Source organism: Stenotrophomonas sp. PvP093, from assembly GCF_017876915.1.
Classification (GTDB): Bacteria; Pseudomonadota; Gammaproteobacteria; order Xanthomonadales; family Xanthomonadaceae; genus Stenotrophomonas; species Stenotrophomonas muris.
In genome coordinates, this window is record NZ_JAGIOX010000004.1 from 1,266,562 (window position 1) to 1,292,939 (window position 26,378).

At 66.8% G+C, this 26,378-nt stretch carries 21 protein-coding genes and 1 riboswitch; of the genes, 10 read left to right on the forward strand and 11 right to left on the reverse strand.

Annotation, left to right across the window (positions count from 1 at the left end; all coding sequences use genetic code 11):
• Positions 1 to 41: 41 nt before the first annotated feature.
• Entirely contained in the window at positions 42 to 329 is a 288-nt protein-coding gene (locus J3A72_RS08365) for a hypothetical protein (RefSeq protein ID WP_053495719.1), read from the reverse strand.
• 214 nt (positions 330 to 543) lie between these two features.
• Here J3A72_RS08365 and J3A72_RS08370 point away from each other — a divergent pair, with 214 nt between their 5' ends.
• The gene (locus J3A72_RS08370) at positions 544 to 1,164 is read left to right on the forward strand and encodes an alpha/beta hydrolase (protein ID WP_230374621.1); all 621 of its coding nucleotides are present in this window, start codon (positions 544 to 546) and stop codon (positions 1,162 to 1,164) included.
• 8 nt (positions 1,165 to 1,172) lie between these two features.
• On the opposite strand, the gene J3A72_RS08375 is transcribed toward J3A72_RS08370, so the two are convergent.
• Both J3A72_RS08375 and J3A72_RS08380 read right to left on the reverse strand, forming a co-directional pair.
• Entirely contained in the window at positions 1,173 to 1,661 is a 489-nt protein-coding gene (locus tag J3A72_RS08375; RefSeq protein WP_075077159.1) for a hypothetical protein, read from the reverse strand.
• A 22-nt stretch (positions 1,662 to 1,683) separates the two neighbouring features.
• Complete coding sequence (locus J3A72_RS08380) at positions 1,684 to 3,774, reverse strand: catalase (RefSeq protein WP_075077158.1); 2,091 nt, start codon at positions 3,772 to 3,774, stop codon at positions 1,684 to 1,686.
• A gap of 114 nt (positions 3,775 to 3,888) precedes the next feature.
• On the opposite strand from J3A72_RS08380, the gene J3A72_RS08385 reads away from it, so the two are divergent.
• From J3A72_RS08385 to J3A72_RS08395, 3 genes are all read left to right on the forward strand, one after another.
• Complete coding sequence (locus J3A72_RS08385) at positions 3,889 to 4,611, forward strand: AraC family transcriptional regulator (RefSeq protein WP_014038112.1); 723 nt, start codon at positions 3,889 to 3,891, stop codon at positions 4,609 to 4,611.
• 82 nt (positions 4,612 to 4,693) lie between these two features.
• Complete coding sequence (locus J3A72_RS08390) at positions 4,694 to 6,061, forward strand: amino acid permease (RefSeq protein WP_014648020.1); 1,368 nt, start codon at positions 4,694 to 4,696, stop codon at positions 6,059 to 6,061.
• Positions 6,062 to 6,199: 138 nt separating this feature from the next.
• Entirely contained in the window at positions 6,200 to 6,610 is a 411-nt protein-coding gene (locus J3A72_RS08395; RefSeq protein WP_005418291.1) for a VOC family protein, read from the forward strand.
• Between the two features lie 91 nt (positions 6,611 to 6,701).
• On the opposite strand, the gene gcvP is transcribed toward J3A72_RS08395, so the two are convergent.
• The gene (gene gcvP, locus J3A72_RS08400) at positions 6,702 to 9,569 is read right to left on the reverse strand and encodes an aminomethyl-transferring glycine dehydrogenase (protein ID WP_075077157.1); all 2,868 of its coding nucleotides are present in this window, start codon (positions 9,567 to 9,569) and stop codon (positions 6,702 to 6,704) included.
• Positions 9,570 to 9,631: 62 nt separating this feature from the next.
• A riboswitch (glycine riboswitch) is annotated at positions 9,632 to 9,734 on the reverse strand.
• A gap of 299 nt (positions 9,735 to 10,033) precedes the next feature.
• Between gcvP and J3A72_RS08405 the strand changes: the two genes are divergently transcribed.
• The 3 genes from J3A72_RS08405 to J3A72_RS08415 all read left to right on the forward strand — a co-directional run bounded on the left by J3A72_RS08405 (position 10,034) and on the right by J3A72_RS08415 (position 12,756).
• The gene (locus J3A72_RS08405) at positions 10,034 to 11,260 is read left to right on the forward strand and encodes a multidrug effflux MFS transporter (RefSeq protein ID WP_032960036.1); all 1,227 of its coding nucleotides are present in this window, start codon (positions 10,034 to 10,036) and stop codon (positions 11,258 to 11,260) included.
• A 140-nt stretch (positions 11,261 to 11,400) separates the two neighbouring features.
• Positions 11,401 to 12,294 carry a siderophore-interacting protein gene (locus J3A72_RS08410; protein ID WP_032960029.1) on the forward strand — a complete coding sequence of 298 codons (894 nt, stop codon included), beginning with the start codon at positions 11,401 to 11,403 and terminating at the stop codon, positions 12,292 to 12,294.
• A gap of 69 nt (positions 12,295 to 12,363) precedes the next feature.
• Positions 12,364 to 12,756 (forward strand): hypothetical protein, encoded by a 393-nt coding sequence (locus J3A72_RS08415; RefSeq protein ID WP_069116224.1) that lies wholly within the window; start codon positions 12,364 to 12,366, stop codon positions 12,754 to 12,756.
• Positions 12,757 to 13,051: 295 nt separating this feature from the next.
• Here the strand turns inward: J3A72_RS08415 and J3A72_RS08420 are convergent, their stop codons facing one another.
• From J3A72_RS08420 to J3A72_RS08435, 4 genes are all read right to left on the reverse strand, one after another.
• Positions 13,052 to 15,016, reverse strand: coding sequence for a M2 family metallopeptidase (locus J3A72_RS08420; protein WP_075077156.1), 1,965 nt, complete (start codon positions 15,014 to 15,016; stop codon positions 13,052 to 13,054).
• Between the two features lie 597 nt (positions 15,017 to 15,613).
• Positions 15,614 to 17,263 (reverse strand): phosphoethanolamine--lipid A transferase, encoded by a 1,650-nt coding sequence (locus J3A72_RS08425; RefSeq protein WP_075075619.1) that lies wholly within the window; start codon positions 17,261 to 17,263, stop codon positions 15,614 to 15,616.
• The gene (locus tag J3A72_RS08430; RefSeq protein WP_069116217.1) at positions 17,260 to 18,027 is read right to left on the reverse strand and encodes a phosphatase PAP2 family protein; all 768 of its coding nucleotides are present in this window, start codon (positions 18,025 to 18,027) and stop codon (positions 17,260 to 17,262) included. Before J3A72_RS08430 ends, J3A72_RS08425 begins: the two co-directional genes overlap by 4 nt.
• A gap of 111 nt (positions 18,028 to 18,138) precedes the next feature.
• Complete coding sequence (locus J3A72_RS08435; RefSeq protein ID WP_075075620.1) at positions 18,139 to 19,842, reverse strand: glycosyltransferase family 39 protein; 1,704 nt, start codon at positions 19,840 to 19,842, stop codon at positions 18,139 to 18,141.
• A gap of 131 nt (positions 19,843 to 19,973) precedes the next feature.
• On the opposite strand from J3A72_RS08435, the gene J3A72_RS08440 reads away from it, so the two are divergent.
• Both J3A72_RS08440 and J3A72_RS08445 read left to right on the forward strand, forming a co-directional pair.
• Positions 19,974 to 20,687 (forward strand): response regulator transcription factor, encoded by a 714-nt coding sequence (locus J3A72_RS08440; protein ID WP_014648011.1) that lies wholly within the window; start codon positions 19,974 to 19,976, stop codon positions 20,685 to 20,687.
• The gene (locus J3A72_RS08445) at positions 20,674 to 21,960 is read left to right on the forward strand and encodes a HAMP domain-containing sensor histidine kinase (RefSeq protein ID WP_032958989.1); all 1,287 of its coding nucleotides are present in this window, start codon (positions 20,674 to 20,676) and stop codon (positions 21,958 to 21,960) included. The genes J3A72_RS08440 and J3A72_RS08445 overlap by 14 nt, the downstream gene beginning before the upstream one ends.
• Positions 21,961 to 22,046: 86 nt before the next feature.
• On the opposite strand, the gene J3A72_RS08450 is transcribed toward J3A72_RS08445, so the two are convergent.
• A complete protein-coding gene (locus J3A72_RS08450; protein ID WP_075077151.1) occupies positions 22,047 to 22,436 on the reverse strand; it encodes a VOC family protein in 390 nt (129 codons plus the stop codon).
• Positions 22,437 to 22,594: 158 nt separating this feature from the next.
• On the opposite strand from J3A72_RS08450, the gene J3A72_RS08455 reads away from it, so the two are divergent.
• Complete coding sequence (locus tag J3A72_RS08455; protein WP_075077152.1) at positions 22,595 to 23,845, forward strand: DUF819 family protein; 1,251 nt, start codon at positions 22,595 to 22,597, stop codon at positions 23,843 to 23,845.
• Positions 23,846 to 23,962: 117 nt separating this feature from the next.
• On the opposite strand, the gene J3A72_RS08460 is transcribed toward J3A72_RS08455, so the two are convergent.
• Together J3A72_RS08460 and J3A72_RS08465 are read right to left on the reverse strand one after the other, a co-directional pair.
• Positions 23,963 to 24,187 carry a CstA-like transporter-associated (seleno)protein gene (locus tag J3A72_RS08460; protein ID WP_075077153.1) on the reverse strand — a complete coding sequence of 75 codons (225 nt, stop codon included), beginning with the start codon at positions 24,185 to 24,187 and terminating at the stop codon, positions 23,963 to 23,965.
• Positions 24,187 to 26,268: a carbon starvation CstA family protein gene (locus J3A72_RS08465; protein ID WP_014648006.1), complete on the reverse strand. Its 2,082-nt coding sequence runs from the start codon at positions 26,266 to 26,268 to the stop codon at positions 24,187 to 24,189. Before J3A72_RS08465 ends, J3A72_RS08460 begins: the two co-directional genes overlap by 1 nt.
• Positions 26,269 to 26,378 lie beyond the last annotated feature (110 nt).

Below are 26,378 nucleotides of genomic sequence, written 5' to 3' on the forward strand. Positions count from 1 at the left end.
CGTATTTCCATCGCCCGCTCAGGCAGCAGGGAGGATCGCCCTCATTGCTCCAGGACGCTGCCGAGCATGGCCCCAAGCACGTACAGCACGCCAAGCGTGGGAGGAATCACCAGAAGGTAGACGGTGATCCAGGTCATTCCGGAAAGCCAGCGTCCCACGCCGATGACGTTGAGTGCTGCGGTCTGCAGCATCACCGGCAGTTGCATGAGGATGTAGGCGCTCTTGGGGTCGCTGTTGGACCGGGCATCGAGCACCAGCCAGGCGGTCAGCGCGAGATAGAGCGCGCATAGGGCAATGCCGGTCCAGCTGAGCCAGCGTGGCTTGCGCATGCCGCCTTCCTCGTCTGTCCGGGGCCATCAGGGTAGCGCCGCGACCAGCGGCGTGCACTTCCCTGGGTCGAGCCGATAAGCGAAGCTGCGCGGCAGCGAGTCGTGCGAAGGGACCTGAGAAGTGAGCAGTGTGATGAACGCCGTGATGCTCCCGATCGTGATGCTGCCCGGGCTGGATGGCAGCGGCCTGCTGTCGACATGCTTCGTGGAAGCGATGCAGGACCAGGGGGTTACCGTGCAGGTGCTGCCGCTGCCCATGCACGGGCCACAGGACTACGTTACATTGGCGTCGATCCTGCGCGCGCAGCTTCCCATCTCTCCCTTTGTGCTGCTGGCTGAATCGTTTGCCGGGCCGCTGGCTATCGAGCTGGCGGTGGCTTCACCGCCGGGATTGCGCGGATTGATACTGAGTACGACCTTCGCGCGGCGACCGGTGCCGCTGCCAGCGGCGAGCGCACGCTTGCTTGCCCCTGCATGGCCACCGCCGCCGCTGGCGTTGCTGGCCCGGCTTCTGCTGGGGCATTGGCGGACACGCATGAACCTTCGCGAGCTGCGACATGCGATCGCTGCGGTACCGACCGCGATCCTGCGGCAGCGCGCTGCGGCGACACTGCAGATCGATGTCCGCGCGCAGTTGCCGAAGCTCATGCTGCCGACGTTATGCCTGCATGCACGACAGGACCACCTGTTGTGGCCGCCCAGCGTGGCCGAGCTGCAGGTCTTGTTGCCCGATGCCCGGCACGTATCGCTGGAAGGGCCGCATCTACTGCTGCAGGCCCGTGCCGAGGCAGCCGCAGCCGAAGTTGCCGCATGGATGAGGGCGCTCCCCTCCTGATCGAAGACTCAGCCGCGTGCACGCGTGCGCGCGGCTTTCTTCGCCGCCGCCTTGCGCACGGTCTTCTTCGCGGCCCGCGTCTTGGCTGCCTTCTTCGCGGCGGCGCTCCGCGCGGCGGCCGTACCCGCCTTCTTTACCGCTGCCTTCTTCGCCGTCTTCTTTGCGGCCTTCTTTGTCGCGGTCTTGCGAGCCGGTGCCTTCTTCGCCATCGCCTTCTTCGCAGGTGCCTTCTTCGCCGCCGTCCTCTTGGTTGCGGCCTTCTTTGTGGCCGATTTCCTGGCAGGCGCCTTCTTGGCAGCCTTCTTGCTGGTCGCCTTCTTCGCGCCCTTGCGGGCACTGCCGGCGCGCTTGCCGCCGCCGTCCTGCTTGTTCACGGTGGCCCAGGCAATGCGCTCGGCGGTGCCTTCACTCGCGCCGCGATCACGTTCGCTTTCCTCGATGTGCTCGGCCTGTCGCTTCTGCTTTTCGGTGTATGCGGATTTGTCACCACGGGGCATGACGATTCTCCTGTCGTTGTGGTCAGGCCAGCAGGCGCAGCTTGGGCTCGCGCGCCCACTGGCGGGTGGCGGCCGCCGCCAGGAATGCCTTGGCGTCTTCTGCTTCGACGATGCCGGGGTCGTTGCCGACGCGCGCCGCCTTCAGCAGCACCTGGCCGCCCGCGTCGCTGGCGATGGCCTTCAGGTGTGCCCACGCCTGGCTGACGAATTCGACGGCTGCACTCTCTTTCGACAAGGCCTTCGCGGCTTCAAGGCTGAGCACCACGGCTACTGCATCGAACACGGCTGACGGGGTGCCCGCCAGCTGCCCATCTGCCGCCTGCAATGCGCCATCGCTCAGCGTGGCGCCCCCCACTTTTGGCGCGACCAGCTTCACGTCTGCACCTGCCTTCCGGACGGCCTTGCTCAGGCTGGCAATCACGCGCGCGTCGGAGCCTTCGTCGAACAGGATGCCGATGCAGCGACCCTGCAGGGTGGGCTTGTTACGCCCGATCACGCGCACCTCGGGAGCGGGCGGCATGTCCCGCACCGGCGTGGCGGTTGGGGCCGGGTCGGGCAGCGCAGGCAGGGCCAGGCCATCGGCCACGCGCTGCGCCAGCGCGTCATCGATGTTGCGCAGGTGGCTGACGGTGCGCACCCGCACCTTCAGCGTTTCCACCTTGGACAACTCGAACACCAGCGCCGATGCCAGGTGCGCCTGCTCCGGCTTTTCCAGGCTGCGGAAGAACATCCGGGCCTGGCTGTAGTGGTCGGCGAAACTCTCCGCGCGGGTGCGGCCCTTGCGGCCATCGTCGGCGCTGGCATGGCTGCGGAATCCGGCAGGCGTCTCGCGCGGGGTGTCGTCCTGCAGCGAGCTGGGATCGTAGGCGACGCGGCCCTTGGGCACCTGCATCTGCATGTGGCCGTCGCGCTGATGATTGGCAAACGGGCACTTCGGTGCATTCACCGGGATCTGGTGGAAGTTCGGGCCGCCCAGGCGCAGCAGCTGGGTGTCCAGGTAGGAGAACAGGCGGCCCTGCAGCAGCGGGTCGTTGCTGAAGTCGATGCCGGGCGGCACGTTGGCCGGGCAGAACGCCACCTGCTCGGTCTCGGCGAAGAAGTTGTCGGGCCAGCGGTCCAGTACCATGCGCCCGATCACCTGCAACGGCACCAGCGATTCGGGAATGATCTTGGTCGGATCCAGGTGGTCGAACGGGAATGCGTCGGCGTCTTCTTCGGTGAACAGCTGCACCGCCAGCTCCCATTCGGGAAAGTCGCCGCGCTGGATGGCCTCGAACAGGTCGCGGCGATGGAAGTCATTGTCGGCCGATTGCAGTTTCAACGCTTCGTCCCAGACCGTGGACTGAATGCCCAGCTTGGGCCGCCAGTGGAACTTGACGAACGTCGACTCGCCAGCCTCGTTCAGCAGGCGGAAGCTGTGCACGCCGAAGCCTTCGATCATCCGCAGCGAACGCGGGATGGCGCGGTCGCTCATCGCCCACATGATCATGTGCATCGATTCGGGCATCAGCGAAATGAAGTCCCAGAACGTGTCATGGGCCGACGCGGCCTGCGGGAAGGCGCGGTCCGGCTCCATCTTCACTGCGTGCACCAGGTCCGGAAACTTCATCGCGTCCTGGATGAAGAACACCGGGATGTTGTTGCCGACCAGATCCCAGTTGCCCTCCTTGGTGTAGAACTTGACCGCAAAGCCGCGCACGTCGCGCGGGGTATCCACCGAGCCTGCGCCACCGGCCACGGTCGAGAAGCGGGTGAATACCGGCGTCTTCACGCCGACCTCGGTCAGGATGCGTGCGCGGGTATGGGCTGCCAGTGATCGGGTCAGCTCGAAGTAGCCGTGTGCTGCGCTGCCACGTGCGTGCACGATGCGCTCGGGAATGCGTTCGTGATCGAAGTGGGTGATCTTCTCGCGCAGGATGAAGTCCTCCAGCAGCGTGGGCCCCCGAGGACCCTGCCGCAGGGAGTTCTGGTTGTCCGCCACCGGAATGCCCTGGTCGGTGGTCATTGCCGGATGGCTACCCCCGGCCTGCTGGTGCAGTTCATCGCCATCGCCCCGGCGGTGGCTTTCGGCAGGGACGGTTGCGCGCTTGCCGGTCGGCTTGCTGGCGGCCATGGACGTTGGCTCCGGATCATCAAAAGGAATCACGACACTGGAACCAGCCCCGTTAAACCACGGTCCGGCAAAGGTGAACGTACGGGCAAAAGCAGGCTCGGGTATGCTTGCCGCATGCGAGTCGAGCCCGCCGACATCGAAGCCCTGTTCGACGCCATCCCGGATGTGCTGTTCTTCATCAAGGACCGCCAGGGGCGTTACACCCACGTCAACCAGACCATGCTGCGGCGGCTGGGTCTGCGCGCGCGCAAGGACGTGATCGGGCGTACGGCGGCCGAAATCTACCCGACCGGCCTCAGTGCGGACTACGTTGACCAGGACGCCCGCGTGCTGTCCGGTGAGGTGATCGAGAACCTGATGGAGCTGCACCTGTTCGCCAACCGCGAACCGGGCTGGTGCCTGACCTGCAAGCGCCCGCTGGTGGTCGACGGGGCCATCGAGGGCCTGATCGGCATTTCCCGCGACCTTGGCCAGAAGGACAGCCTCGGCACCCAGTACGAGCAGCTGCGGCTGGCGCTGGCCCACCTCAACGCGCACTACGCCGAGAACGTGCGCATGCAGACCCTGCTGGACATCACCGGCTTTTCGCTGTCCAAGCTGGAGCGCAGCTTCCGCAAGGTGTTCCAGATGACCCCGCAGCAGGTGCTGACCCGGCTGCGGATCCAGATGGCCATGCATCTGCTGCATGGCGACGACAGCATCGCCTGCATCGGCCAGGCCTGCGGTTTCAGCGACCAGAGTGCCTTCACCCGCAAGTTCAAGGCTGAAACCGGTTTCTCGCCGCGTGCCTATCGTGCCCGTATCGGTGGGAACGTCGGCGAGCCGGCGCTGGCCTGAGCCGCCTGCTGCGCTGTGCCTATCCCCGTGGGCACGGGACAGGGTAAGGTGTCGCCCCTGTAGCCCGCCGCCAGCCCCGCCGATGCCCAACTCGATTCCGACCGCTTCGCCGTCCCGCCTCGGACATTCGCTCAAGCCCCGCCAGCTGATCATGATGGGCCTGGGCAGCGCCATCGGCGCCGGGCTGTTCCTCGGCTCGGGCGTGGGTGTGCAGGCGGCCGGTCCGGCGGTCCTGGTGTCGTATCTGGTCGCCGGAGCGCTGGTGATCATCGTGATGAACGCGCTGGGCGAGATGGCGGCGGCCAAGCCGACCAGCGGCGCGTTCTCGGTGTATGCAGCCGACGCCATGGGCGCTACCGCCGGTGCAACCGTGGGCTGGCTGTGGTGGGTGCAGCTGGTGATCGTGATCGCCGCCGAAGCAGTGGGTGCGGCCGGGCTGCTGGCCACGGTCTGGCCGGCGATACCGGTACCGATGGCGGCGTTGGCGTTCATGCTGTTCTTCACCGCGATCAACCTGCTCGGAGTGAAGAACTTCGGCGAGTTCGAATTCTGGTTCGCCATCCTCAAGGTCGCGGCGATCCTGGCGTTCATCGCCATTGGCGTGGCGCTGCTGATGGGATGGCTGCCGCAGGTGACCTCCCCGGGCCTGAGCAACTTCACCGAACACGGTGGTTTTGCGCCGAAGGGCCTGGCCGGGATCGGCGCGGCGCTGCTGGTGGTGGTGTTCGCCTTCGGCGGCACCGAGATCGTGGCCGTGGCGGCGGCCGAAACCGAAGACCCCGAGCGCAGCATTGCCCGTGCCATCCGCACCGTGGCCTGGCGCATCCTGGTGTTCTACATCGGCTCGCTGAGCGTGATCATCGCCGTGGTGCCGTGGACCAGCGAGGCGCTGAAGTCGCCGTTCGCCGCCGTGCTGGACATCGCCCGCATCCCGGGCGCTGGTACCGCCATCACGCTGATCGCCGTGATCGCGCTGCTGTCGGCGCTCAATGCCAACCTCTACGGCGCCTCGCGCATGATGTATTCGCTGGCGCAGCGTCGCGAAGCGCCGGCCGTGCTTGGCTGGACCGACCCGCGCCAGGTGCCGGTGATCGCCGTGCTGGCCAGCGTGCTGTTCGGCTTTGCCGCCACGGTGATGGAACTGCTGTTCCCGGACCGGGTGCTGCCAGTGCTGCTGAACATCGTCGGTTCCACCTGCCTGCTGGTGTGGACGCTGTCGCTGGTCTCGCAGCTGGTGCTGCGTCGTCGCGCGGATCGTCTGGGTACCCGACTGCCGTTCCGCATGGCCGGTTTCCCGTGGCTGACCTGCTGTGCACTGGCGATCCTTGCGCTGATCTTCGGCCTGCTGCTGAGTGAGTCGCACACCCGCCTGCAGTTCCTGTCGATGGTGGCGTTGACCGCCACGATCGCCGCCAGCAGTGCCATCGCGCGGCGCATGCGCCAGGCGTGATTCTGTAGAGCCGACCCTGCGGTCGGCTGCTGTTTGCGCGATCGCCAGCCGAGCATGGGCTCGGCTCTACAACAGGCACACACTCCGCGTGGCACTGTGCAGGCAGGCCGTCATCGGCCCGTCGACCAGGAGTACCGCATGCTGCGCAGCCGTCCCTTCCTGATGTTCACCGGCCAGGCCGAGGCCGCGCTGGCCCTGTACGCCGAAGCCTTTGCCGATTTCCGGCTGCTGGCCCTGCAACGCCATCCCGAGGGGGCCGGCGCCGGCGTGCCGGGGCAGGTCCGCCAGGCCATCTTCCTGCTCGGTGGCACCCACTACCTGTGCTTCGACAGCCTGGACGTGCACGATTTCACCTTCTCGCCGTCGATCTCGCTGTTCGTCGAGTGTTCCGGTGCCGAGCAGTTCGAGCGCGCGGCACGCGTGCTGGGTGAGGGCGGCCATTGGTTGATGCCGGTGGGCGACTATGACTTCAGCAATCGCTACGGCTGGGTGCAGGACCGCTTTGGCGTGTCGTGGCAGTTGAGCCTGGGGCAGATGCCGGACCCGTGATCGGATGCTTGTGGGTGTGGGCCTTGGTCCACACGCCCCATGAAAACGGCCCGCTTGCGCGGGCCGTTTTCTTTACCGATGCAGTGAGGAATCACGCCTCGACTTCATCATCCTTGTAGGCATCGACCGGGATGCAGGCGCACATCACGTTCTTGTCGCCGTACACGTTGTCGACACGCGCCACCGGCGGCCAGTATTTGCTCTGCTTCAGGCTGGCCAGCGGGAAGGCGGCCAGTTCACGCGGGTAGGCGTGGGTCCACTCGCTGGCGGTCACTGCGGTGGCAGTGTGCGGCGCGTTCTTCAGCGGGTTGTCCTCGCGGTCGAGGCGGCCGTCTTCGATCGCGGTGATCTCCTCGCGGATCTGGATCATCGCGTTGATGAAGCGATCCAGTTCGTGCAGCGATTCGCTCTCGGTCGGCTCCACCATCAGCGTGCCGGCCACCGGGAAGCTCAGGGTCGGGGCATGGAAGCCGAAGTCGATCAGGCGCTTGGCCACGTCCTCGGCACCGATGCCGCTGGTCTTCTCCAGCGGGCGCACGTCCAGGATGCACTCGTGCGCCACCAGGCCGTTGCGGCCGGTGTACAGGGTCTTGAAGTGCGGGGCCAGGCGCTTGGCGATGTAGTTGGCGTTGAGCTGCGCGACCTGGGTGGCCTTGCGCAGGCCGTCGCGGCCCATCATCGCGATGTACATCCAGCTGATCGGCAGGATCGAGGCGCTGCCGAAGCTGGCCGCGCTGACCATGCCGACCGGACCGTTGTCACCCAGCTTGCCCGGCAGGAACGGGGCCAGGTGCTCCTTGACCGCGCACGGGCCGACGCCCGGGCCGCCACCGCCGTGCGGGATGCAGAAGGTCTTGTGCAGGTTCAGGTGCGAAACGTCCGACCCCCACTTGCCCGGCTTGGCCACGCCGACCAGGGCATTCATGTTGGCACCGTCGGTGTACACCTGGCCGCCGTGCTTGTGGATGATCTCGCAGATCTCCACCACCTCTTCCTCGAACACGCCGTGCGTGGACGGGTAGGTCATCATGATCGCGGCCAGGCGGTCGCTGTACTTCTCGGCGTTGAGGCGGATGTCCTCGACGTCGACGTTGCCGTTGGCATCGGTCTTGGTCACCACCACCTTCATGCCGCACATCTGCGCCGAGGCCGGGTTGGTGCCGTGCGCCGAATCCGGGATCAGGCAGATGTCGCGGTGGCCTTCGCCGCGCGAGCGGTGGTAGGCGCGGATCGCCAGCAGGCCGGCGTACTCGCCCTGCGCGCCGGAGTTCGGCTGCAGGCTGACCGCGTCATAGCCGGTGCATTCCACCAGCATCGCTTCCAGCGTGTCGATGAGTTCCTTGTAGCCCAGCGCCTGGTCGGCCGGCACCAGCGGGTGGATCTGCGAGAACTCCGGCCAGGTCACCGGGATCATCTCGGCGGTGGCGTTGAGCTTCATGGTGCACGAGCCCAGCGGGATCATCGTGCGGTCCATCGCCAGGTCCTTGTCGGCCAGCGAGCGCAGGTAGCGCAGCAGTTCGTGCTCGCTGTGGTGGGTGTTGAACACCGGATGGGTCAGGAATGCGGACTGGCGCAGCAGGCCGGCCGGCAGTGCGTCGGCGGTGCTGGCATCCAGCGCATCGATGTCGGCCTGCGCGCCGAACACGGCGGCCAGCGCGACCACGTCGGCGCGGGTGGCGGTCTCGTCCAGGCTGATGCCGACCGAGTCGCTGTCGATCGCGCGCAGGTTGTAACCGGCGGCGCGGGCCTTGGCGTGGATCTCATCGGCATGCACGCCGGTGATGTGCAGCGTATCGAAGAAGTCGCCACCGACCTGCACGCCGGCCTCGCGCAGCGCGGCGGCCAGGATCGAGGCCAGGCGGTGGGTACGCCGGGCGATGCGGGTCAGGCCTTCCGGGCCGTGGTACACGGCATACATCGAGGCCATCACCGCCAGCAGCACCTGTGCGGTACAGATGTTGGAGGTGGCCTTCTCGCGGCGGATGTGCTGCTCGCGGGTCTGCAGGGTCAGGCGGTAGGCCGGGTTGCCCTGGGCATCGACCGAGACGCCGATCAGGCGGCCCGGCATCGAGCGCTTGTAGGCGTCGCGGCAGGCCATGAATGCGGCGTGCGGGCCGCCGAAGCCGAACGGCACGCCGAAACGCTGGCTGTTGCCGACCACGATGTCCGCACCCCATTCGCCCGGGGCGGCCAGCAGGGTCAGCGCCAGCAGGTCGGTGGCCACGGCCACCAGGCCGCCGCGCGCGTGCACGGCCTCGACCAGCGCCTTGTAGTCGCCGATCTGGCCGAAGGTGTCCGGGTACTGCAGCAGCAGGCCGAAGGCTTCTGCTTCCAGTGCCTCGGCCGGGGTGCCGACGCGCAGCACGATGCCCATGGGCTCGGCGCGGGTACGCAGCAGTTCCAGGGTCTGCGGGTGCACGGCGTCGTGCACGAAGAAGGTGTCCGACTTCGACTTGGCCGAACGCTTGGCCAGGGTCATCGCTTCAGCTGCGGCGGTGGCTTCGTCCAGCAGCGAGGCGTTGGCGATTTCCATGCCGGTGAGGTCGGCGCACAGGGTCTGGAAGTTGATCAGCGCTTCCATGCGGCCCTGCGAGATCTCGGCCTGGTACGGGGTGTAGGCGGTGTACCAGGCCGGGTTTTCCAGGATGTTGCGCAGGATCACGTTCGGCGTGTGGGTACCGTAGTAGCCCTGGCCGATGAAGCTGCGCAGCACGGTGTTCTTGTCGGCGATCGCACGGATCTTCGCCAGTGCCTGCACTTCGGTCATCGATTCCGGCAGTGCCAGCGGCGCCGGCGACTTGATCTTGGCCGGTACGATGGCATCGGTCATCGCATCCAGCGACGCGTGGCCGACGACGTCGAGCATCTGCGCGATCTCGGCATCGTTGGGGCCGATGTGGCGCTCGACGAACGCATTGTGGTGCTCGAGCTCACGCAGGGAAGGGGTGTTCTGGGACATGGCGAAGGATCCGTCAGGAAAGGGCACACGCACGGGCACAAGCCGCCGGTCGGCGGTCTGCGGGGCGCCCCTCTGTCCTTTTGCCTGAGAGTTTGGAAGCGCGGAAAACCGCGGCTTCGTGCCCCTTCGGCGCCGGATCGAACCGGTCTCTCCAGAGTTGTGTTACGGGTGGTATCGGGCCTGAGCGATTACGGGCGTTGCGCCTTCGGCAGCGGTGTTCCGCTTCTCCCACCGTGTTGCCCGCCGATTATAGCCCGTTGCGGGCGCGCCAGCCGCCTGCGGGCCCGGCCGCGGCGCCTGAATGGCCGATGGCCCGCCCGTGCGTTTTGTGCACTGCTGCATGGCATCAGGCGCAATCCCCACCTATGATGGGCGGATACCCGAATTCATCTGGCGCCGTCCCTGCTGCAGGGGACTGGCGCCCGCCGTGCGTGCCGCGCATGGCCCTGCCGGACGCCTTCTCCATGACCGCCGCTGTTGCTCCTTCCACCCGCCGCATGGCCCTGCTGCTCGCCGGCCTGGCCATGTTCGGTCCGTTCTCGATCGACACCATCTTCCCCGCGTTCCCGCAGCTGGCCCAGCGCCTGGCGGTGGACGAGGTGGCGGTGCAGCAGACCATCAGCGTGTACCTGCTGTTCTACGGCCTGATGAGCCTGGCACACGGCCCGCTGTCCGATGCCTGGGGCCGCAAGCGGGTGATCCTCGGCGGCCTGGTGGTGTTCGTCGGCGCCTCGGTCGGCTGTGCGCTGTCCACCGATCTGACCACGCTGCTGGGGTTCCGCGCCCTGCAGGGCCTGTCCGCAGGCGTCGGCATGATCGTCGGCCGCGCGGTGATCCGCGACCTGTACCACGGTCACGACGCGCAGCGGCTGATGAGCCAGGTGTCGATGCTGTTCGGCATCGCCCCGGCGATCGCGCCGATCATCGGTGGCTGGATCCTGCTCAGCGGTGCTGGCTGGCCGCTGATCTTCTGGTTCCTGGTGGTGTTCGCACTGGTTCTGCTGGCGGCCACCGCCCGCTACCTGCCGGAGACCCATCCGCTCGAAGCGCGCGTTCCGTTGTCGCCGCGGGTGCTGATGCGTGATTACGTGCGCATCGGTTTCAATCCGCGCTTCCTGCGCCTGGCGCTGGCCGGCAGCATCGGTTTCGGTGGCATCTTCCTGTACATCTCCTCGGCACCGGTGTTCGTGATGCAGCACCTGCACCTGGGCGAGGGTGGTTTCGCCTGGCTGTTCATCCCCACCATCGGCGGCATGACCACCGGCTCGTTCCTGTCCGGGCGCATGGCCGGGCACACCACGCCCACCCGCCAGGTATCCATTGGTTTCGGCCTGTGCGCGCTGTCGGTGCTGCTGAACGTCGGCTACGTCGCGCTGGCGCCGCAGTTCGTGCTGCCGTGGGCGGTGCTGCCGATCTTCCTGGGTGGCATGGGCATGGCGCTGATCTTCCCGATCCTGGCGCTGGCGGTGCTGGACATGTACCCGCACCAGCGCGGCCTGGCCTCGTCGCTGCAGGCCTTCGTGCAGCTGATGATCAGCACCGTGGTGGCCGGCGTGGTGTCGCCGCTGCTCAGCGCCAGCCCGCTGCACCTGGCGTTGGGCCAGGCTGGGTTCTTCGGCGCCGGCTTCGTGTTCTGGTACTGGGAACACCGGCGCGAACGCGCGGCGCAGGCAGCCTGCACGGGTCACTGAGCAGCGCGCAGGGGTAGGGCGGGCCGTGGCGCCCGCAACGCTTGCGGCGGGAAACCGCCGGACTAGGCTGGGCACTCCAGCCAGCCGGTGCACAGGTGCACGACAGCCAGCCGATCCACTGTCGTTGCATGAGGTTGCCCATGGCTGCGCAGCAGACCTACCGCCTGTTCGAGGTGGCGCTGAAGGAGCGCCGCGTTCTTTCCCCTTCCCTGGACCGCATGGTGTTCACCGGTGCCGACGTGGCGCGGATGACGACCGGAGGGCCGGACCAGCGCATCAAGGTGTTCTTCCCCTTGCCCGGCCAGGAGGCGCCGCAGGTCCCCAGCGGCGAGGACTGGTACCCACGCTATCGGGCCCTGCCGGACGATCAGCGCCCGCCGATGCGCACCTACACCCTCCGCCAGCTGCGTGCAGAGCAGGGCGAGGTCGATGTTGATTTCGTGCTGCATGGCGAGACCGGGCCGGCCTCGCGATGGGCCATCCATGCACGGCCGGGCGACCGCGTGGTGCTGCTGGCCCCGGATGCCGACTGCGCCGACAGCAGCGAGGGCTGGGAATGGAAGCCGCCGGCCGGCGTTGGCCAGGTGCTGCTGGTGGCTGACGAGACCGCGCTGCCGGCAGTGGCCGGGATTCTCGAGGAACTGGCGGCCAGGGTGGATCCGCCGCGTACGCTGGCCCTGCTGGAAGTGGCGCAGGCCGGTGATGCGGTTCGCCTGAAGGCGCCGGCCACGGCCGAGCTGGTCTGGTTGCCGCGCGGGCAGGCGGCGTACGGGGCGCCTCTGTTGCAGGCGGTGCAGGCGCGCCTGGCCGCCTCGAGCGTGGTCGCTGGCGAAGAACTGGAAGAGATCGACGTCGACGCGCAGATCCTCTGGGAACAGGCCGATGCCAGCGTGGCGGGGCCGCTGTATGCCTGGGTGGCAGGCGAGGCGGGAGCGGTGATGGCGATCCGTCGCCATCTGGTCCGCGAGTGCGGGCTGGACCGCCGCACGATCACCTTCATGGGTTACTGGCGGCACGGGAAAGTGTTGGACTGAGGGGGTGTGAAGCGGTGTGGCGGGCGGGGTGCGCTATCCTTGCGCCCCCTTTCGCAGCGGTACCGCACCATGTCCACCAGCTCCAAGACCCGCCGCGACCAGCGCCGTCGCCAGGAAAAGCAGGCCGCCAACAAGGCCGCTGCCCAGGCCTCGCCGGTGGAGCCGCATGCGGAACTGCGCGACGCGCAGCGCACCCTGCTGGCCGGTGTCGTGCGCCGCGATGGCGAATGGGTGCTGGGCATGGACGGCCGTATCGCCGGCCACAGTGACTCCGCCGCGCAGGTACTGGCGCTGATCATGCAGGCCGGTGAACTGCACGAGCGCAACGGCACGCCGGTGCGCCTGATGTACTCCGATGCGCTGCGCGACGCCGCACAGGCCGAAGCGAAGGAAAAGGGCCAGACCTTCGAGGAGTTCAAGGCGGAACTGGCCGCGGCGATGGCGGCGAAGAAGGACAGCTGACAGGCATTCCGGTGGAGCCGGCCGCTGGCCGGCTGCCCGTTGGGTCTTCATCGCGTGGTTGCCGGCCAGCGGCCGGCACTACCAGAAAGGGGCGGATCCTTGCGGACCCGCCCCTTTTTTCATTTTGCCGCCGGGGCCGCGTTGGCCTGCCAGCCGCACATCTGGCCTTTGCTTGATTGCTGTTCCGGTAGAGCCGGCCGCTGGCCGGCTGCCCGTTGGGTCTTCATCGCGTGGTTGCCGGCCAGCGGCCGGCACTACCAGAAAGGGGCGGATCCTTGCGGACCCGCCCCTTTTCTCATTTTGCCGCCGGTGCCGCGTTGGCCTGCCAGCCGCACATCTGGCCTTCGTTCTGCTGCTTCAGCCACTCGTTGACCGGCGTGAAGTACTCGATCATCGGGCCGGCATCGAGCTTGTCGGTGCCGGTCAGCTCCTTCAGCGTGGCCTGCCACGGCTGGCTGGCACCCTTGCTCAGCATCGCCCAGTATTTCTGGCCGGCTTCCTTGTTGCCGTAGAAGGTGCACTCATGCAGCGGGCCCTTGTAGCCGGCCGCGTCGCACAGGCCCTTGTAGAACTGGAACTGCAGGATGCGCGCCAGGAAGTAGCGGGTGTACGGGGTGTTGCCTGGCACGTGGTACTTCGCGCCCGGATCGAAGAACTCCTCGCCACGGGTACTGGCAGGCGCCACGCCCTGGTACTTGGCCTTCAGGTCCCACCATGCCTTGTTGTAGTTGTCGGCGGTGATCGAACCATCGAACACACCCCAGCGCCAGCGGTCGATCATCAGCCCGAACGGCAGGAACGACACGCCCGACAGCGCCATGCGCATCTGGTTGTTGATGACCGCTTCGCGGCTTTCGGTCGGCGTATCGACCAGGCCGATCGAGCTGAGGTACTTGGGGGTCATCGCCAGCACGATGGTGTCGCCGATCGCTTCATGGAACCCATCGTTGGCACCGCCCTGGAACAGCGGCGGCAGCGGGTTGTAGGCCAGGTCGTAATAGATGTGGCCCAGCTCGTGGTAGATGGTGGTGAAGTTCTCTTCGTTCGGCTTGATGCACATCTTGGTGCGCACGTCGCCTTCCATGTTCATGTCCCAGGCGCTGGCGTGGCAGACCACGTCGCGGTCGTCGGGCTTGATGAACTGGGTGCGTTCCCAGTACGACTGCGGCAGCGACGGCATGCCCAGCGACACGTAGAAGTCCTGCGCGCGTTCGGTCATCTGCTTGGCGGTGCGCAGTTCGGCCTCGCGCTGCGCCTTGTACTGTGCGGCCACGTTGGCGTCCTTGCCGGCCTTGGCCAGCGCCGCGCTCAGGTTGGTCTGGTACTGCTTCTCCAGCGCCGCGGTGATGTCCAGGCTGCCGGCGCCCGGGTACGGTTCCAGCTGGTCCCACAGGTTCGACCAGTCCTGCTGCCACATGTTGCCCAGCAGGTGCGCGGCGATCAGGCCGTTGCCCACTTCGGCCTTGTCCTTGCCGTAGGTCTTGTCCAGCTTGCCGCGTGCGTAGCAGTGCAGCTGCTCGTACATCGGCTTGACCTGTTCCCACAGGCGGTCGGTTTCCGGGCCGATCTGCTCCGGCGGCATGTCATAGCCGCTGCGCCACATCTGGCCGGCATCGGTGAAGCCCATGCCCTTGGCGCCTTCGTTCACCAGGCCGACGAACTTCTGGTAGTCGCCGCGCATGTTCTTGGTGGTGCTGTGCCAGCCCTGCCAGGCGTCGAGCTGCTTGTCATAGTCGCGGCTGCGTGCCAGCACCTGCTCCAGCTCGCCCAGCTGGCGGCAGGAGTTCGGATCGTTGGCATCGGTGCAGTACTTGCCGGCGCCATAGCTGCCTTCCATGCGGGTGGCGATCTGGGTCAGCTCGGCCAGCTTGGCCGGGTCGCGCGGTGCCGGCATCGACGACATCAGCTTCAGCAGGTGGATGGCGCGCTTGCTGTCCTCGCTCATCGGCTTGCCGTCGAACTTCGCAGCCTGTTCGATCCAGCTGTTGAGCTGGGTCAGCGAGCGCTCGTTGGCCTTGGCCGCGATGCGTTCCGAATCACTGTTGATGTAGGTGGAGGACAGCCACTGCGCCGAGGTCATCTCCGGGTAGGCGGCCTTGAACTCGGCATTGATGCGGGCCACGAACTGGTCGGCGGTTTCGCCGGCCGGGGCGCTGCTGCTGGCGGTATCGGTGCCTGGGGCAGCTTCCTTCTTGCAGGCGGCCAGGGCCAGCGTGGCGGCGGCGATTGCCGAGGCCAGCAGGAGATGACGGTGTTTCACGGGCGGTCCTTGGGTGGTGAACGACGGCCGAAGGCTAGTGGGCAGCCGCTGCCTCCGCAAGTGGCGGAAGTCGGCCGGGCGGCGCCCGGCACCCGCAGAGGCCAGAGCACAAGCAACAGCAACCGCCGAAGCAACCGCAACAGCGGGGTATCCGTGGGATGGCGCGGCGGTGTGGGCTTGCAGGACACGCCGTAAACCCATCCATGGGGGCTCGATGGCGCCATCCATGGCGCCAACGGTCCTGCAAGCCCACACCGCCCCACCTCTGACAGATCGTGGCGGCTGTTGGTAGGTGTCGACCTTGGTCGACACATCTGTCAGGTATCGACAATCAAAATGGGGTCAGATCCGTTTTCCTCCGGAAAACGGATCTGACCCCAAGATCGTTCCAACAGATCGCGGAAAACTGTCGAAGGCGGGGTGGGTCCGGTGGCGGGAGTGTCCGCGGCATGGATGCCGCGGCCAAGCCCCCAAGGATGGGTTTACGGCGTCTCCCGCAACCGGGCCCACCCCGCCATCCCACGGAATGCACGCTGTTGCTGTTGCTTCGGCCGTTGCCCCGGCAGGTGCAGGGCTGCAAGCCCTGCCGAACACCCCTCAACTCTCGCAGTTGGCGAACACGTCGCGGTCGCGTTCGTACAGCGAGGTCTTCACCTGCATCAGGCCCAGCACCGACGGGAACAGGTTGTCATGGTCGGTATACGCCGCCGAACGCTTGCGCACGCACTGCAGGTCCAGCCCACGGCTGCTGGCGAAGCCTGGCGAGAACCACATCGTCATCGGTACCCGGGTCTGCTCGGCCGGGGCGATGGCGTAGGGCACGCCGTGCAGGAACAGGCCCTTCTCGCCCAGCGACTCGCCGTGGTCGGACAGGTAGATCATCGCCGTGTCGTAATCCTGCATGCCCTGCAGCGTGCCGATGGTCTTTGTCAGGAAGTGATCGGTGTACAGCACGGCATTGTCGTAGCTGTTGGTGATCTCTTCGCGCGAGCAACGGCCAATGTCACGGGTATCGCAGGTCGGGGTGAAACGGCGGAATGCGGGCGGATAGCGCTCGAAGTAGGCCGGACCGTGGTTGCCCAGCTGGTGCAGCACCACCACCCGGTCGCCGGGCCTGGCGCGTACCTGGGTGGCCAGGTCCTGCAGCAGGATCTCGTCCATGCAGCGGCCATCGGCGCACAGGCCCGGCGTGGTGGCATCGGACAGCGACTGGAAGTCCAGGCCTTCGCACACGCCCTTGCAGCCGGACTGGTTGTCACGCCACAACGGTGCGATGCCGGCACGGTTCAATACGTGCAGCAGCGACTGGTGCGCGCGGATCTTCTTCTCGTCGTAGTCATGGCGGCCCCACGGCGAGAACAGGCACGGCAACGAAACCTCGGTGCTGGTGCCGCACGAATGCATGTCCGGGAAATTGATCACGCTGGCCTGCGCCAGTTCCGGGGTGGTGTTGCGGCCACCGTTGAGCCCCCAGTTCTGCGCACGCACGGTCTCGCCCATGACGATCACCAGCAGGCGCGGCTTGCTGGCCGGCGCGCGCGGGGTGGCCTTGGCATCGGTGCCGATCGGCAGCTTCGGCGCGCGCTGCACCGGATTGTCGCCACGCAATGCACGCGGCATGCCCAACAGGACATTGGCCGGTGTCGCGAGATAGCGCACTTCACGCTGGTTGCGCATCAGTGCCGAGACATCCTGGAACGAGATCAACGCGCCGCCGACAGCCGTCACTGCCGCCACCACCAGGAAGCCGACGCGCCAGAGCAGGCTGCGGCCCCAGCTGCGGCGGCGCAGCTGCACGCGCCACAGCACCACCATCGGCAGCACTGCCAGCAGCAGTACCGGCCACAGCAGCGATACCGTCATCAGCTCGCGGCTTTCCTTGGGGTCGGTCGCCAGCACGTTGCGCAGCATGTCCGCATCCAGGTAGATGTGGTAGCGGCTCATGTAGTGTGCGGCGAATGCGGTCACCAGCAGCAGCAGGCTGATCACCACTTTGGCGTTCCAGCGCCAGACCAGGATGCCCAGCAGCACGCCGTGCGCACCCAGCAGCAACAGCAGCAGCGACAGCGCGTAGCGCAGGCTGCCCGGATGGCTGGCCATCGCGCTGTGCCAGAACAGGCCGTTGCCGGCCACCGCGAAGAACAGGCTGGTGAACGCGATCAGTGCTTCGGTGGACAGCTGTGGCCGCCAGTGGCGAAGACCCGCCAGCGCAGAAGCGCGGGCGGGGCGTTGGACCGATGCACTCATGCGTTTGCCTCCTGGCGGTTGGGACGGTCCAGCTGACGGCGGATCAGGATGCCTTTGACGATCAGGTACAGGCCGAGTGACAGCAGCCAACATATCAACGCGGTGGCAACGTCATGCGAAAGGAAATGCGCGCCCCGGAGCTGCTGGCTGATGCCGAACACCAGGCCGGTGCCGAGGCCGATCCACAAGCCTGCCCAGCGCCATGACGGGCGCCACAGCAGGGCGAAATAGTACAGGCACAGCCACGCATAGCCTGCGCTGGCGTGGCCGGCAGGGAAGCAGGCCTGTGCGGCCATGCCGGCCGGGCGCTGCGTGAAAAGCCCGATATAGGGCTGATGGCCACCGTAGCGCAGCAGGTCCCAGGGACATTCCATCGGCACCAGGGTCTTCAGCAGGGAGATCACGCCCGTACCCAGCGCCATGCCAATTACGACATAAAGCAGCGCCCATCGCAGGGTGCGATCGCCCCCCTTGCGCCAGTGGTGCACGCACAACAGGATCGCGACCAGCGCCGCCGACGTGCTCAGCCACTTGCCGGCCTTGTGCACCACCGTGCGGGTGACCCAGGCGTCCTGCAACGCCCAGTGGCCACCTTCGAGGCGGAACAGGTGATCGGCCACCCATTGATCACCGCCGAAACCCATCAGCAGCGTAAACACGGGCAGACCGATTGCGACAGGCAGCCAGAAGTGAGTTACGGCGAATCTTGACGCCAGTGGTGATGTCGCAAGCGGCGCTGCCGCATCAATGGGACGAACGGGCATGCTGGGAAGGGGCGGTTCGGGAATCCGCGCTCATGCTCGTCACCTCGATGTCGGAGAAGGGTCGGACGCCCGTTCGCGCCGGGTTAATGAGTCCCCGGCGCGCGTCACCGTTCAGTCTTCTTCGGCGGTCGATCCGGTCCGCTCGGCGTGGCACTTCGGGTCCCAAGCCGTACCGGGAAGCAGTTGCCAACGATTCCTGTTGGCAATGCCGATGTCGATCACCTTGGCCGGGTCCACGCAGGGGCTCATCGCATCGTCCAGCACCAGCACCCAGCGCTTGCCCGGCGCCTCGGCCAGCCACGGGCCGGCGTCATGCCATTGTTCGGCCCACGGGCGCTTGAAGCCGAACTCGCGCACCGGCCGATCTGCCTGCAGCAGGTTCTGTTCGCGCCAGGCGACCAGTGCCAGCTCCGCATCCGGGCCGATCCGCGCGCCCACCCGGCGCATCACCGCCGACGCTGATGCGTACGGATCCAGCGCCGGGATCAGCACCAGGCCGTAGAGCATCCACAGCATGCCGTGGGTCAGCAACACCAGCGTTGCGGCACGTCGCACCCGCAGCCACACGATCAACGTGGCCAGGGCAATGGCAAAGGTCAGCAGGCCATCTCCCAGCACCGGCAGCAGCGAATCGGGCATCGCCCGCCGTTCCAGCTGCGCCAGGGCCCACGGATGTTCGGTCATCAGCATCAGGCCGAGCACACCGGTGGCCAGCATCAGCACCACGGTGTAGCCGAACAGGTAGCGCCGCACGCAAAGCCGTCGCAGCAGGCCAGGCAACAGCGGGGCCACCGCCAGCGCCATCGCCGGCAGCATTGGCAGCACATAGACCTCGCGCTTGCCGGGGCTGGCACTGAAGAACACCAGCACCAGCAGCGCCCAGCCCAACAGCAGCCATTGCCGGCAGTCACCACGGCGGATGCGGCGCCACCAGGGTTTGAACAGCATCGGCAGCAACAGGCTGCCCGGCAGCCACAAGGTCAGGATCACCTGCAGGTAGTACCAGACCGGCTGGCGGTGGTGCCAGGCGTTGGCGTAGCGGGTGCCGGTCTGCTTGAACAGCAGTTCGTGGGCGTAGGACTGCAGGGACGCGCTGGGCTCATGCAGCAATGCCCAGCCCAGCGGGGCAAGCCACACCGCCACGCCCACCAGGAAGGCCGGGATCAGCCACAGCAGCGTTGCCGGGTGCGGACCGTCCACGCTGCACCCGCGGCGGCGCTGGTACAGCCACCAGCCGAACCACGGCAGCACCATCAGCAGCGGCAGGAACCCCACGCCCTTGGTCACCGTGCCGAGGCCAGCGGCGAAACCGGCCAGCCACAGCGCGGGCAGGTTGCGGCGCTCGCACAGGTGGCGCATCAATCCCCACAGGGCCACCGTGGTCATGCCGACCAGCACCATGTCGATCTGCGCGCGCTTGGCCATCAGGCCGAACTGCAGGGTGCAGAACAGCGCCGCGAGGGCGTACAGGGAATGCCGCGGCGACCACAGCCGCCGTGCCAGGTCCGACACCAGCCACAGGCTGAGCAGGGCGCCCAGCAGCGACGGCAGCAGGAACGACCATTGCCAGCTGCCGACGACCTCGTAAGCGGCCGCCTGCAGCCACATGAAGACCGGCGGCTTCTCCGCGTACAGCTCCACGCCCCGGTGCGGCAGCAGCCATTCTCCACTTTCGACCATGGTACGGGCCGCCAGCACGAAGCGCGGCTCGTCCGGCGGCTGCGGCTGGCGCAGGCCGATACCGGCGGCCAACGCGGCGATGATCAGCAGCCACAACAGGGGCAGGCGCCAACGGCGGGGCAGGGCTACGGGCACGGCAGGCTCCGGGAGCAAAACCGCCACTCTGACGTGGCTGGGGTAGGAAAGGCGTCGGAGCGGGCGCAGGGCGACCGCATTCCGACATGGTCGGCGCTACCATGGTACGAACTTCCGTGGATCTTTCGTGCATGCGTCTGTTGGTGATCGAGGACAACCGCCAGCTGGTGGCCAACCTGTTCGACTATTTCGAGTCGCGCGGGCACGTGCTCGACGTGGCCCCGGATGGCATCACCGGCCTGCACCTGGCAGGCAGCCACCCCTACGATGCGGTGATCCTGGACTGGATGCTGCCGCGCATGGAGGGGCCGGAGGTGCTGCGTCGCCTGCGCGCCGAGCACGCGTCGGAGGTGCCGGTGATCATGCTGACCGCGCGCGACGAGCTGCCGGACAAGATCGCCGGCTTCCGCGCCGGTGCCGACGACTACCTGACCAAGCCGTTCGCCCTGCCCGAGCTGGAAGTGCGGCTGGAGGCGCTGCTGCTGCGCGCGCAGGGCCGCAATCCGCGCAAGCGCCTGCAGGTGGGCGACCTGGTGCTGGACCTGGCGACCCTGGAAGCCCAGCGTGGTGGCCAGGTGCTGCACCTGTACCCGGCCTGCCGCAAGCTGCTGGAAGTGCTGATGCGCGCCAGCCCCGGTGCGGTCACCCGCCAGCAGCTGGAGTTCGCCCTGTGGGGCGACGAGCCACCGGATGGCGATCTGCTGCGCTCGCATGTCTACGAGCTGCGCCGCAGCGTCGACGGCCCGTTTGCCGACAAGCTGATCCATACGCTGCCGCGGGTGGGCTATCGGTTGGCGCTGATGGACGCTGCCGACGCAGGCAGGAATGCTGATGAGGGCGCGTAAGCCGGGGCCGCTGTACCGGCGGGTGGTGTGGTGGTTGCTCGGGTACCTGGCGCTGCTGTCGATTGCAGTGTTCAGTGTCGGCAACTACGTGCACGAACACGCCGAGCACGCCGCGTGGCGCGCGCTGCTCAATTCCGAACTGGACAGCATCGTCGAGCATGTCGAGCACGAACCGCACTATCGCTGGCAGGACTCGGACACGCTGAGCCTGTACCGCTTTGACGCAGTCAATCTGCCAGAGAGCCTGCGCTCCCTGCATCCTGGGTTGCATGACGGAGTGATGGTCAAGGGCCGCGAGACGGCGGTGATGGTCCGTGAAACGCAGTCGATGGGACGGGTGGCGCTGGCGCTGGACATCTCCGATTTCCATGACCTGGAACAGTTCGCCACGCGCTGGGTGATGCTGGCCGGGGTGATCATGATCTTCGTCACCGTGCTGATGGCGTCGTTCGGCATGGAGCGGATGGTGCGTCCGTTGAGCCTGCTGGCACAGCACATTGCCGGGCTGCGGCCGGGCGTGCAGGGCCAGCGTATCGAGGTCGATCCGCGCGGCAGCGCTGAGCTGCATACCATCGCCGGTGCGTTGAACGACTACCTGGACCGCAACGAGCAGTTCGTCGAGCGCGAGCGGGTCTTCATCAGCACCGCCAGCCACGAACTGCGCACGCCGATCGCGGTGATGACCGGTGCTGCCGAGCTCGCGCTGGAGCAACCGGGCCTGCCCGAGCGCGCCCGCCAGCAGATGCAGCGGGTGTTGCGCACAGCGCAGAGTGTGGAGCAGCTGATCGAGCTGCTGCTGGTGCTGGCGCGTGATCCGGCACGCCTGGCCGCGCGTGCCGAGCGCATCGCCCTGGACCAACTGCTGCCGGAGATCGTCGACGACCATCGCCACCTGCTCGGTGACAAGGACCTGAGCATCGGCATCCAGGCGGCGCCGGTGGATATCGTTGCGCCGATGGCAGTGGTGCAGGCGGCGATCGGCAACCTGCTGCGCAATGCCATCGAGAACAGCGGCCGCGGCCATATCGAGCTGCAGCTGAGTGCGTCGGCGGTACTGACGCTGCAGGACCCAGGGCATGGCATGAGCCCGGAGGAGATTGCCGCCATCCACGCGCGCATGGCCCGTGGCGGACGCGCCGATCGTGGCAGCGGCATTGGCCTGGACCTGATCGCGCGGCTGTGCGAGCACCTGGGCTGGACCCTGCAGCTGCAGCCCTGCGAACCGCGCGGAACGCGTGTCACGCTCGATTTCAGTGCCTCGCGCCCGGCCTGAACCGGCCGTCCTGGTAGATGCCAACCTTGGTTGGCATGCGGCCCGTCGACCAAGGTCGACGCCTACCCACGCAATGGCTGTTCGCATTACCGCCCGTTCGGCTGCGCCACGTGCTGGTCGATCAGGATCACGTTGCCGTCGGGATCGGCCAGCTGCAGGTAGCCGGTCCCCTGGCCATCGGGGTCAGTGCGGACTGCCAGTTCGATACCCTTGGCATCCAGTTCCGCCTGCAGTTCACGCACATCCTGGAAGTGGGGCAGTTCCTGCCTGTGCTGGTCCCAGCCGGGGTTGAAGGTCAGCAGGTTGCCCTCGAACATGCCCTGGAACAGCCCGATGACCGTGCCGTTGCTGCGCATTACCAGCCAGTTCTGCGTGGGATCGCCACCGGTGACCGAGAACCCGAGGGCTTCGTAGAATGCACGGGAGGCGGCCAGATCCTTCACGGACAGGCTGACAGAGAACGCACCAAGCTGCATGGGCCTGCTCCACAACGGTGATGCCGCAATCGTCGTCAATGCAGGGGAAGGCTGCAAGCAGCGCAGCATGACCAGGCGTGAAGACAATGTTAGTCTCGACCTGCGCCGCGTCATGCGGCGCTTTTTTTTATCCGCTCTTTCGATCGACAGAGGATCCCATGCCGACCGAACCCGCTACCGCCCTGATCAGCAACGACATCGTTGGATTGGGCCTGATTGCCGCCACCCTGGCCCTGATCTTCTGGGCCGCCAGTGGTCCGACCCCGTTGTTGAAGAAGATCTTCGCCTGGGTGCCGGCACTGCTGCTGTGCTACTTCATCCCCGCCATCTACAACACCGCCGGTGTCATCGATGGCCACAACACCTCGCTGTACAACCCGGTCGCGCGCGACGTGCTGCTGCCCGCTGCGCTGGTCCTGCTGACACTGTCGATCGACCTGAAAGGCGTCATCAAGCTCGGCCCAAAGCTGCTGATCGTGTTCTGCGCCGGTACCGCCGGCATCATGCTCGGCGCCATCGTCTCGTTCCAGCTGATGAAGCTGATCCATCCGGAAACGTTGGCCGGTGATACCTGGGCCGGCATGGCCGCGCTGGCCGGCAGCTGGATCGGTGGCGGCGCCAACATGGTGGCCATGCGCGAGGTGTTCGGCACCGATGCCACCACCTTTGGCCAGTTCGCGGTGGTCGACGTGGCCTGCGCCAGCCTGTGGATGGCGATCCTGCTGTTTTTGGCCAACCGCGCGCAGCAGATCGATACCCGCAACGGTGCCGACACCCGCGCCATCGACGAGATGAAGGCGCGCATCAGCGCCTACGAGGCACAGAACGCGCGCATTCCCAGCATGACCGACCTGATGGTGATCGTTGGCGTGGCATTGGGTGGCGTCGGCCTGGCCCATGCCATCGCCGCGCCGTTGTCGGGCTGGTTCAAGGCCAATGTCAGCTGGGCCAGCCAGTTCAGCCTCGACAGCCAGTTCGTCTGGGTGATCCTGCTGTCCACGGCGATGGGCCTGGGCCTGAGCTTCACCCGTGCGCGCCGGCTGGAAGCCGCAGGCGCTTCGCGGCTGGGCACGGTGTTCCTGTACTTCCTGATCGCCTGCATCGGCATGCAGATGAACCTGCTGTCGCTGCTGGATCGGCCGTGGCTGTTCCTGCTTGGCGCGATCTGGATGGCCACGCACGTGCTGGTGCTGTGGGTGGTGGCCAAGCTGCTGCGCGCGCCGCTGTTCTTCTTCGCGATCGGTTCGCAGGGCAACATCGGCGCGGCCGCCTCGGCCCCCGTGGTGGCCGCAGCCTTCCATCCGACGCTGGCCCCGGTGGGCGTGCTGCTGGGTACGGTGGGCTATGCCACCGGCACCGGGCTGGCGTATGTCACCGGCCTGATCCTGAAGTGGATGGCCGGCGCCTGAGTCCTGGCCGGACGATCCTGTTGCGGGTTCGCGGCGTGCGCCGCGAGCCCGCTCTGCCCGTGTAGAGCCGAGCCCGCGCTCGGCCTTCTTTTGCCTGCTGAAAGGCAGGCCTGGCCCTCAGCAGCAGCGCCCGCCGTTGCGCCCGCCGTAACGCGCTTCCTGGCGCTCGCGGAAGAACGTCTTGTAGTCCATCGGCTCCTGGTCCGGGTGCTTATCCAGCATGTGCCGGACGTAATTGTCGTAATCAGGAATGCCACAGCACAGTCGTGCGGTCTGCACCAGGCACCGCCAGATGCGGCGGTGCGCCTGGTACTGGCCGGCGGGAACCAGTTGCGTGCTCATCACAGATCCACCATTTCATGCGGCTTCAGCGCCACGTACGGGGTCTCGCGGTCGCTGCGCTGCGGGTTGCGGCGTGCCGCCAGGATGGTCTTGATCGAATACACCAGCACCGCGCCGACCACCAGCAGGAACAGCGCGGTCAGGCCGGTGTTGACGTAGGCGTTGACCACGATCTGCTTCATCTGCGCCACCGACTTGGCCGGTGCAGTGATCGTATCGCTGGCGAGCGCGGCCTGGAACTTGTGTGCCTGCGCCAGGAAACCCTGCGCCGGGTTGCTGTCGAAGATCTTGATGAAGCCGGCGTAGGTGGTGCAGATCAGCAGCCACACCGCCGGTACCGCAGTGACCCACGCATAGCGGTCACGCTTCATCTTGAACAGCACCACCGTGCCCAGCATCAGCGCGATGCCAGCCAGCATCTGGTTGGAGATGCCGAACAGCGGCCACAGCGTCTGGATGCCGCCGAACGGATCGACCACGCCGGTGTAGAGCAGGTAGCCCCACAGCGCCACGCAGCCGGCGGTACCGATGATGTTGGCGGTCCACGACTCGGTCTTCTTCAGGGCCGGCACGAAGTTGCCCAGCAGGTCCTGCAGCATGAAGCGCCCGGCGCGGGTGCCGGCGTCCACCGCGGTCAGGATGAACAAGGCTTCGAACAGGATCGCGAAGTGGTACCAGAACGCCATCATCGCGTCGCTGCCACTGGGAATCGCTTCGTGCAGGATCTGCGCGATGCCTACCGCCAGCGTCGGTGCACCACCGGCGCGGTGCAGGATGGTCGGTTCACCAATGGCGGCCGCGGTCGCGGTCAACTGCTCGGGGGTAATGGTGAAGCCCCAGGTGTTGGTGATGTAGTGCGCCGCCGAGGCTGCATCGGCACCGATCACGGCGGCCGGGCTGTTCATCGCGAAGTAGATGCCCGGATCGATGATCGAGGCCGCCACCAGCGCCATCACCGCCACGAACGATTCCATCAGCATGCCGCCGTAGCCGATGTAGCGCATGTGCGCTTCATTGGCCAGCAGCTTCGGCGTGGTGCCGGAGGAGATCAGTGCGTGGAAACCCGAGACCGCACCGCAGGCGATGGTGATGAACAGGAAGGGGAACATGCCGCCCTTCCACACCGGGCCATCACCGCTGGCGGCGAACTGGGTCAGCGCCGGCATCTTCAGTTCCGGCATCACCACCAGGATGCCGATGGCCAGCGCGATGATGGTGCCGATCTTGAGGAAGGTCGACAGGTAGTCGCGCGGGGCCAGCAGCAGCCACACCGGCAGCACCGAGGCGACGAAGCCGTAGCCGATCAGCATCCAGGTGATCTGGGTGCCGGTGAAGGTGAACGCCGGCCCCCACACCGGGTCGGCGGCGACCTTGCCGCCGTACCAGATCGCGGCCAGCAGCAGGATCAGGCCAACCACCGAAATCTCGCCGATCCTGCCGGGGCGGATGTAGCGCATGTACACGCCCATCAGGATCGCGATGGGCATCGTCGCGATCACCGTGAACATGCCCCACGGGCTTTCGGCCAGCGCCTTGACCACCACCATCGCCAGCACCGCCAGGATGATGATCATGATCAGGAACGCACCGAACAGGGCGATGGTGCCGGGTACCTGGCCCATCTCCTCGCGCACCAGGTCACCCAGCGAGCGGCCGTTGCGACGGCTGGACAGGAACAGCACCATGAAGTCCTGCACTGCGCCGGCCAGCACCACGCCCACCACCAGCCACAGCAGGCCGGGCAGGTAGCCCATCTGCGCGGCCAGCACCGGGCCGACCAGCGGGCCGGCGCCGGCAATGGCGGCGAAGTGGTGGCCGAACAGCACGTGCTTGTTGGTCGGCACGTAGTCCAGGCCATCGTTGTTGATCACCGCCGGGGTGGCCCGGGTCGGATCCAGCTGCATCACCTTGTTGGCGATGAACAGGCTGTAGAAGCGGTAGGCGACCAGGTACAGCGAGACCGCGGCCACCACGATCCACAGTGCGTTGATGTGCTCGCCGCGGCGCAGGGCGACGGTGCCCAGACAGAATGCGCCGAGCAGGGCGAGTGCCGCCCAGCCCAGTTTGGAAAACCCTTTCATGAGGTGCTCTCTCCCGGAAAGACAGTCAAAGAGTCCTGCTTGCCCACGACAGGGTCAATTGGCACAGGACGAATCGGCGGTAGTACTTTGGTCGTACGACGGTGGCGCTG